Consider the following 7667-nt stretch of genomic DNA (forward strand, 5'->3'; position numbering starts at 1 on the left):
CTATAAAGATCTAAAAAACAAAAGTTTTAGTCATTAAGATTATCTGGCTGAATACCTAAGATCTGTAAACTATTTAAAGCAACATTAGCAAAGACTGGAGCGGCAACAGAACCACCTCCATATTGATCACCTTTAGGATCTTTAATTGTAACAACAATTGCTATATCCGGGTGACTAGCTGGAACCATACCAACAAAACTAGCCAAGTATTTAGCACCATAAGTTCCTCCTTCTAACATCCTAGCAGTACCTGTTTTACCTGCAACATGATATAGAGGAATTCTAGCTTTTGGCCCTGTACCACCAACACCCTCAACCACAGATTCCATCATACTTATCATTTCTTTAGAGTTTTTTTCTGAAAGAATAGGTCTTGAATTGATATCCTCTCCTGGCTGTCTTTTTAAAATAGTTGGCTTAATGTACTGACCGTCATTTGCAATAGCTGATACTCCTGCTACCAATTGTAAATCTGTGGCATTCATCCCATACCCAAAAGATAATGTCGCAAGCTGGAAATCACCCCATTGATCTGTAGCTGGAACATACCCATCTCTTTCACCAGGAAGTTTTATGCCAGTTTTATCTCCAAAGCCAAAATTTCTTAAAGAAGACTCTAATATAGTTGGATCTGTTAGACTCAATATCATCTTAGAAATACCAACGTTACTTGACTTCATTAAAATATATCTTAAGTCAGCATCTCCATAATCTCTTTCATCTCGAACGGTGTTTTTACCAATACGATAATAGCCTGGATGAGTATCAATAAGAGGCTCACTAGAACTAACATTATCACCATAAGTAAGCGCAGTAGCTGCCGCAAATGTTTTCATCACAGAACCTAGTTCATAAACATCAGTAACTGCTCTATTTCTACGTCTATCTGGGTAGGCATCAGCCATACTATTAGGATTATATGAAGGATAGTTTGCCATAGCTAATATTTCACCAGTATGAACATCTTCAACAATTACAGAACCTGCTTCTGAGTTAGTCCGAATCACACCTTCTTTTAAATATTTATATGCAATATATTGTATTCTAGAATCAATACTTATCTGTAAATTATGTCCATTTTCTGGTTGCACATATTTATCTTCATTCTTCGATGCAACACCTCCATGAAGATCTTTTTTATACTCAAAATATCCATCATGGCCTGTAAGAAATTTATTAAACTCTAGCTCAAGACCTTCCTGACCTTTACCATCAATATTTGTAAAGCCAACAATCTGTGATGCTACTTCAGCTAGAGGATAATAACGTTTAAACTCACGTATTACATGAATACCTGTAATATCAAGATCTTTTACTTTTTGTGATAGATAAGGCTGAACTTTACGCTCTATATAAACAAAGCCACTTCTACCTTCTCTAACTTTAACTTGTCTTTCAATTTTATCTCTTGTTTGTTTTGACAAATTCAAGATGTTCATAACTTCATTTAATTCAGGACTATCTGCTTTTACATAAAAAGGATCAACCCATATAGTATCAACAGGAGTACTTATTGCTAAAGGATTACCATTTCTATCTAATATAATTCCTCTATAAGCTTTTATATTTATACTTCTATCGCTACGATTATCACCTTCCTGTTTTAACTGTGGATACTGTACAGTTTCCATATAAATAAGCTTAACGAATAAGACAATGAAACTTATAATAAGCAATAAAATAATCACAAGATGCCTAAGCTTAGGTCGATAACTAGCCATTATCAGAAGCCTCCTCTTGTTGATTTAAAAAACGTAAATCTTTTTTTGTTGGAAGAGACATTTTTTCTTTTTCCGCAAACTTCTCAACAGCTGTTGGTGCAGCTAAAGAACTATACTCCAAAACAATCTGGCTCCACTCCTCATCTAGTCTAGAATCTTCAACTATTAGATCTTTTTGCTTATTTAGTTGAAGTTTATATTCAAAACGAACAACGATTAAACTAAAAGCTGTTATTAGCAGTATAAAAAGTAGTGCAAATGATATACCAACAGTTTTTCTAAGAAAACTATTTTTAAGAGATTCAAACAGCCTTATCCTTATCTGGCGATTTGTTAACATCATAACTTTTCCACCACCCTTAAAATAGCACTTCTTGAGCGTACATTTTGGTCAAGCTCATCTTGATTTGCTTTTGCTTTTTTTGTAATCCATTTTAGTTTTATAAGACTATTATCTTGTGGTAGCATCTTTGTAATACGATTAAACTCTTGCTTAGGACTTATTAAAGATGTAAATCTTTGCTTAACTATCCTATCCTCTAAAGAATGAAAGGATATTGCTGCTATTCTACCTCCCTCTTTGAGAACATCTAAGATATTTTCCAACAAAATTTCCAAATCACCTAACTCGTTATTAACATAAATTCTTAAGGCCTGAAAACATCTAGTCGCAGGATTTTTCTTTTCTCTTTTACCTATAGTTTCTCTTATGAGATTAGATAGCTCTAAAGTAGTTTTTATACTACCATTCTCTTGTATATATGATTTTATCCTTTGAGCAATTTTTTTTGCAAAACGCTCCTCCCCATAAACTTTCAAAATATAAGCCAACTCATCTATAGATAAATTATCTAATGCTTGACTAGCTGTAATTCCACTAGATGTATCCATCCGCATATCTAAGGGGCCATTATGCATAAAACTAAAACCTCTATCAGCGTTATCCAATTGGGGTGACGAAACTCCAAGATCCATAATAATCCCATCAATTTTACCAAGTAGATTATTTTGCTGACAATATTCATAAATATTAGCAAAACTTGTATGAACTATTTTAAAGTTATCAAACTGAAATTTTTCTTTAGCATACAAAATAGCATCAAGATCTTTATCAAATGCTATCAACTTCCCTTTATCCAATTTATTTAAAATTGCTTTAGAATGCCCACCTCGACCAAAAGTCGCATCTATATAAATCCCATTAGGATTTATATTTAAATCATTAATTGATTCCTCTAATAATACTGAAAAATGCATTCTTCTATGCCTTGACTAATTCATTAGTTAACTTCTTAGCCTTTGAAAAATCTGTCTTACCAGATCCTAGTTTAGGTATATCTATAACTTTAAAATAGTTCGTTGGCTTATACAAATTCTCTATCCCTGAGTGTCTCACAATATCTTTCAAATCATTTGGCTCTAAACTTTCTAAAGTATAAAGCAAACTAATTATTTCTCCTCTTTTTGCATCTGAGGTAGCCACTGCTAAAACCTCAAAATCTATTTGATGAGAATCATAACCTTTCTCTCTTAAAGCATCATAAACATTCTGCTCAAGAAGACCTAAACTAACCATTTCTCCAGCTACTTTAGCAAACCTAGAATACCTATCTACAACAGTCAAATAACCTTCACCATCTATCTTACCCTTATCTCCAGTGATGTACCACATATAGCCACACTTCTCTATCATGACTTCATCAGTTTTCTTAGGATCATTCAGATAGTAGTCCATTTTATTTACACCTCTATAAATAATCATACCTTCAGTACCATTTGGAAGCTCTTCATGAGAGTCTGGATGTATTATTTTAAATTGGCCTCCTGGCACAGTAAGTCCTACAGTACCAATTTTATTTGGTGATTTACTTGGTCTATTTACTGCAGCAACTGGTGATAACTCCGTAGTACCATAACCTTCATTGACTACTTTATCAAATTTCTCTTCAAACATTGAACGAACTTCTTTTGAAAGTTTTTCAGCTCCAGTAACTATAAGTCTAATAGTTGCAAAATCTTCTTTTTTTACTGATTTATTTTTTGTATAAATTCTTAAGAATGTTGGCGTTGCGCAAAGTACCGTAGTTTTATTTCTTCTAATTAGATTCGCAACTCCTTTTGCATCTGTTGGATCTGGATGACAGGCAATATATCCACCTTGAAAAAGTGAAACTAATGATATTGTAAGGCCAAAAGCATGAAAAATTGGTAATATACCAGCAACAGAATCATTATCTTTACACTCAATAACATTCGTACTTTGATACACATTTGCTAAAAGATTTTTCTGTTTTATTGCAATACCTTTGGGTACACCTTCACTTCCACTACTAAAGATAATGAAAGATAGATCCTCTAATTTCGTTGGTTTAAGATGCTTTTTAACAAGCCAATCAGCAGACAACATTTTAACACTCAACAGTGTTTTTATAGCTTCAGGTTTTGTTATCTTTGCTTTTATATCTTCAAGGTAAACAATCTTACAACTTGAAAACACTTCTTCGACAAAGAAACCTTTATGCATAAGTTTTTCAACAAAAGCTTTTGACGTAATGATAGTTTTAATGCCTGCACTACTAATAGCATGCCTTAAGGCATCTTCTGATGCTGTATAGTTTAAATTAACTATAGATTTAGCACTCATCATAAGAGCTAAGATAGCTAAATACCCACCTCCGCTTGTAGGCAAACATATTCCAACATTATCTTCACCCTCTGTAATTTCTTGAAGCTTTTTAGACATCAATATAGCACCTGTAGCAAATTTATGTCCATCAAGACTTACACCAGTAGTATCAGTTAAAACTAAATTATTCTTAGCGTTCAACATCTGTCTAAACCATATTTCTGCTGGCGCCTTAAGCAATTGCAAATACTCTTCCCACGCTTTTATTGAAAGATCTTCCATCTCTTCATTTAGTGTTCTTAAGCTTTTTAAACTAGAAATATCAAAAAATACTTGTCTATCTAAATTTTTACGTTTTGGGAAACTAGGCATTTCAGGGCCACAAATAAACAGCAAAAATCTATTCTCATTTTGCTCTACTTGTGAAATTAAATTTTTATTAACTAACAATATCCCTTGATGATCCCAAAAACTAATATGACTTATAAAATTGATCCCAACCTTATTAATAGCCTTTTCTAAACCATCAACACGCTCATCAAAAGCATCAAGCACTGTAATAGTTTTATCAAGCAAAAATGTTTTTAACGCTAAAACACTAATAATATTAGTATCATTAGCAATAATTATTGAACCACTCTTAAACTGTCTGAAATCAATTTTTTTATTACAATCATAGATATAAGACTGATTAAGCCTTTTATGTATAGTGGATTTAAGATGATTTAGGCGCATTTTTATCCTACGTTAATTCACAATGTAAACTTACTGCATAGCATATTATGTTATCATATAGTCACCTTAATTTTTATAACTATATAAAATTTATGCCAGAACTTCCTGAAGTAGAAACTGTCAAAAAAGGCTTAACTAGAAATGTTATTGGCAAAAAAATCCTTAATGTAGAAATAAATACGGATAAACTTCGTTATCCTATACAAAAAAACCTACTTTTAAATATCAAAAACAAAAATATAAAAGATATCCAAAGAAGAGGCAAGCATCTCATAATAACACTAAAAGATGATTTACAACTTATAATTCATCTAGGGATGTCTGGGGTAATAAAAATCAAAGAAACAGATGAATATAAAAAAATAAAACATGATCATATAATTCTAACTCTCTCGGATAATATTAGCCTAATCTATAATGATCCGCGTAAATTTGGATACTGGCTAGTTAACATAAACTCTTCTCCACTTGAGCACAAAGTTTTAGCCTCTCACGGTGTAGAGCCATTAACCGATGATTTTGATAGTAAATACCTAATTGAAAAACTTTCAAAAACATCTAGAAAGATCAAACAAACAATCATGGATAATTCCATAGTAGTTGGAGTTGGTAATATTTATGCTAGTGAAGCACTTTTTGATAGTAATATATTGCCCATAAGGGCTTCCAATACTATAACTAAAACCGAAGCTAAAAAACTTGTAACTTCTATAAAAAAGATATTAGAAAAAGCTATTGCTGAGGGTGGAACCACTCTTAAAGACTATAAAAACACTGAAGGAAAACCTGGTTACTTTACTCAACAACTTAATGTTTACGGTAGAGTAAACCAAGAATGTTATACCTGTAATACAAAAATTGAAAGTTTAGTTATTGGTCAAAGAAACACCTTTTACTGTAAAAAATGTCAGAAATAACTTACATATTTAAAAAATACTCATGAATTGAGACATCATTTGTTAGCTCTGGATGAAAGCTACTAACCAAGATATTACCCTGCTTAACTAAGACTGGTAATTGATCATAGCTAGATAAAACGTCCACATTATCTCCAACAGCAATAAACTTAGGAGCTCTAATAAACACCCCAGATACACTTTTACCATTAAAATCAAAATTTGTAACAAAACTATCTAGCTGTCTACCATAAGCATTACGCTCAACAGTTAGATCTATCAAACCAAGATAGCCTTTCCCTTTCGATAGAATAATACTTCCTGCACAAGTACCAAAAATAGGATTTTTACTACAGAAATCATATAACCTATCAAATAACGAGTGTTTCTCTATCACATTTAGAAGTGTAGTGCTCTCACCACCTGGAATAACAAGCCTATCAATATCGTCAAAATCATTATTAGATTTTACTAATCTTACATCCGCACCCAAAGATTTAAGCATATCACTATGCTTTGCATAAGCTCCTTGAATTGCTAAGACACCTATTTTTTTCGACATTTACCAGCCTCTTTCTGAGAATTTTTCAAAATCACAGTTAATACCAGTCATAGGCTCTCCTAGATCTGTAGAAACTTCAGCAAGTAATTTTGGATCATTATAGTAAGTAACTGCACTTACTATAGCTTTTGCTCTTTTTAACGGATCAGCTGATTTAAATATACCAGATCCTACAAAAACTGACTCAGCTCCTAACTGCATCATTAATGCCGCATCAGCAGGAGTTGCAACACCACCAGCTGAGAAGTTTGGTACAGGTAGTTTACCTTCTCTATGAACATATCTTACAAGCTCATATGGTGCTTGCATGTTTTTTGCAATAGACATTAGCTCAGTCGGATCAGCACTTTTGATATAGTTTATATCTCTTGTTACTTGTCTTAGCTGTCTTACAGCTTCAACAATATTACCAGTACCAGCTTCACCTTTTGTTCTAATAAGAGCAGCTCCTTCACCTATTCTTCTTAAGGCTTCACCAAGATTTGTACAACCACAAACAAATGGAACTTTGAAATTTTGTTTATCTATATGATTTATTTCATCTGCTGGGGTCAAAACTTCACTTTCATCAATAAAATCGACACCTAAAGACTCTAAAATCTGAGCTTCAACAAAATGTCCTATTCTAGCTTTTGCCATTACAGGTATAGACACAACAGACATTATCTCCTTAATAAGCTTAGGATCAGACATCTTAGCTATACCACCATCTCTTCTGATATCTGCAGGCACTCTTTCAAGAGCCATCACAGCTACAGCTCCGGCTTCTTGAGCTATTTCAGCTTGTTGCGCATTTACAACATCCATTATAACTCCACCTTTTAACATCTCTGCCAAACCTGTTTTCAAATTAATTTCAGACATTCAGAATACTCCTTTTTTGATTTGTGTAATAACAATACAAACAACATTATAGTATTTTTAAATGCTATAGATATTAGTTTTATTAAATTAAATATTTGTAGTATAAACGATTAAATCATGGTTGGTTGATTTACTTAATTTAGTTTTGAATTGCTGGCGATAACATTTTTATAGTTTTCGCATTTGTAAAGACTGTTGAATTAATATCCCAAATTGTTAGATATATTTTGTAAAATACAGATGTTACAGATATTAGTATTTTA

7 protein-coding genes are annotated in these 7667 nt (G+C 32.5%); 1 reads left to right on the forward strand and 6 read right to left on the reverse strand.

Annotation, left to right across the window (positions count from 1 at the left end):
* Nucleotides 1–26 precede the first annotated feature (26 nt).
* Genes R8535_RS07430 through migR form a run of 4 tightly spaced genes read right to left on the reverse strand, consistent with a single transcriptional unit; the run spans nt 27 to nt 5082 of the window.
* On the reverse strand, nt 27–1721 hold the full coding sequence (locus R8535_RS07430) for a peptidoglycan D,D-transpeptidase FtsI family protein (RefSeq protein ID WP_329497961.1): 1695 nt from the start codon (nt 1719–1721) through the stop codon (nt 27–29).
* Nucleotides 1714–2064: a cell division protein FtsL gene (gene ftsL / locus R8535_RS07435; protein ID WP_329497962.1), complete on the reverse strand. Its 351-nt coding sequence runs from the start codon at nt 2062–2064 to the stop codon at nt 1714–1716. Before ftsL ends, R8535_RS07430 begins: the two co-directional genes overlap by 8 nt.
* Complete coding sequence (gene rsmH, locus R8535_RS07440) at nt 2061–2978, reverse strand: 16S rRNA (cytosine(1402)-N(4))-methyltransferase RsmH (protein WP_329497964.1); 918 nt, start codon at nt 2976–2978, stop codon at nt 2061–2063. Before rsmH ends, ftsL begins: the two co-directional genes overlap by 4 nt.
* A gap of 4 nt (nt 2979–2982) precedes the next feature.
* Complete coding sequence (migR, locus tag R8535_RS07445) at nt 2983–5082, reverse strand: iglABCD operon regulator MigR (protein ID WP_329497966.1); 2100 nt, start codon at nt 5080–5082, stop codon at nt 2983–2985.
* A gap of 92 nt (nt 5083–5174) precedes the next feature.
* On the opposite strand from migR, the gene mutM reads away from it, so the two are divergent.
* Complete coding sequence (gene mutM / locus R8535_RS07450; protein ID WP_329497971.1) at nt 5175–5999, forward strand: bifunctional DNA-formamidopyrimidine glycosylase/DNA-(apurinic or apyrimidinic site) lyase; 825 nt, start codon at nt 5175–5177, stop codon at nt 5997–5999.
* Nucleotide 6000: 1 nt separating this feature from the next.
* On the opposite strand, the gene pdxT is transcribed toward mutM, so the two are convergent.
* Both pdxT and pdxS read right to left on the reverse strand, forming a co-directional pair.
* Nucleotides 6001–6540 (reverse strand): pyridoxal 5'-phosphate synthase glutaminase subunit PdxT, encoded by a 540-nt coding sequence (pdxT, locus tag R8535_RS07455; RefSeq protein WP_329497967.1) that lies wholly within the window; start codon nt 6538–6540, stop codon nt 6001–6003.
* Complete coding sequence (pdxS, locus tag R8535_RS07460; protein WP_329497969.1) at nt 6541–7404, reverse strand: pyridoxal 5'-phosphate synthase lyase subunit PdxS; 864 nt, start codon at nt 7402–7404, stop codon at nt 6541–6543.
* Nucleotides 7405–7667: the final 263 nt, after the last annotated feature.

The sequence above is a fragment of the Francisella sp. 19S2-4 genome (genome assembly GCF_036281795.1).
Classification (GTDB): domain Bacteria; phylum Pseudomonadota; class Gammaproteobacteria; order Francisellales; family Francisellaceae; genus Francisella.

Coding starts and splice junctions, on each gene's coding strand:
- R8535_RS07430 (WP_329497961.1), bottom strand. CDS start 1,721: ATGGCTAGTTATCGACCTAAGCTTAGGCATCTTGTGATTATTTTATTG.
- ftsL (WP_329497962.1), bottom strand. CDS start 2,064: ATGATGTTAACAAATCGCCAGATAAGGATAAGGCTGTTTGAATCTCTT.
- rsmH (WP_329497964.1), bottom strand. CDS start 2,978: ATGCATTTTTCAGTATTATTAGAGGAATCAATTAATGATTTAAATATA.
- migR (WP_329497966.1), bottom strand. CDS start 5,082: ATGCGCCTAAATCATCTTAAATCCACTATACATAAAAGGCTTAATCAG.
- mutM (WP_329497971.1), top strand. CDS start 5,175: ATGCCAGAACTTCCTGAAGTAGAAACTGTCAAAAAAGGCTTAACTAGA.
- pdxT (WP_329497967.1), bottom strand. CDS start 6,540: ATGTCGAAAAAAATAGGTGTCTTAGCAATTCAAGGAGCTTATGCAAAG.
- pdxS (WP_329497969.1), bottom strand. CDS start 7,404: ATGTCTGAAATTAATTTGAAAACAGGTTTGGCAGAGATGTTAAAAGGT.